The 599-nt window shown below is 63.1% G+C and carries 2 protein-coding genes; both read left to right on the forward strand.

Annotation, left to right across the window (positions count from 1 at the left end; all coding sequences use genetic code 11):
• On the forward strand, positions 1 to 186 hold a 186-nt coding region (locus tag AC061S_RS44545; RefSeq protein WP_478691592.1), incomplete at its 5' end, for a hypothetical protein.
• A gap of 18 nt (positions 187 to 204) precedes the next feature.
• Complete coding sequence (locus tag AC061S_RS44550) at positions 205 to 438, forward strand: hypothetical protein (protein ID WP_478691593.1); 234 nt, start codon at positions 205 to 207, stop codon at positions 436 to 438.
• The last annotated feature ends 161 nt before the right edge of the window (positions 439 to 599 follow it).

The raw sequence follows: 599 nt of genomic DNA on the forward strand, positions 1-599 counted from the left end.
GGAGACGTCGCCACCCGCTGGTCCGACGTGAGCGACAGTCATCGGGGCATCAGCAGCCCGCTGGAGCGCAGTTGCTATGTCCGCGACCCTGCAGGCCGCTGGCTGGGCTTCACCGTCGCATCGAACAGCAACAACGAGTCCGACTACATCCCGCGGACCCTGCTGCCGCTGGGCTGCGCCCGCTAAGCGGGTAGTAGCGACACTGTGATCTACCAGCTCCGCGACTCTTTCCGCAAGTTCCCGCTGAAAGCTTTGCAGTTCGTCACCCGCGAAACCGAGGGGCGCCGCTACTTGGGCGATTTCGACGGCGCCTTCTACGTGCCGACGCTCAACTCCGGCGCCGAGGACGTGATTGTCGAGGACGGAGTGGACCACGTTGTTTTCCAAACCGCCTGGCGCTCGGGCAACCCCTGGCTCTACGCAATCAGGAAGGACTGACATGGCGTATTTCACCGGTACTGCGAACAACCCTTCCGATCTGCTCGGAAAGCTGCGCACCCACGCTGAAACCCTCGGCTGGGTCACCGACCGCGCCTCGGCATCGGAATGGCTTTGTCACAACGCCGACGGCTACTGGTCATTCAACGCCGGTTCCAATC

It is taken from the genome of Streptomyces sp. CA189 (assembly GCF_056428985.1).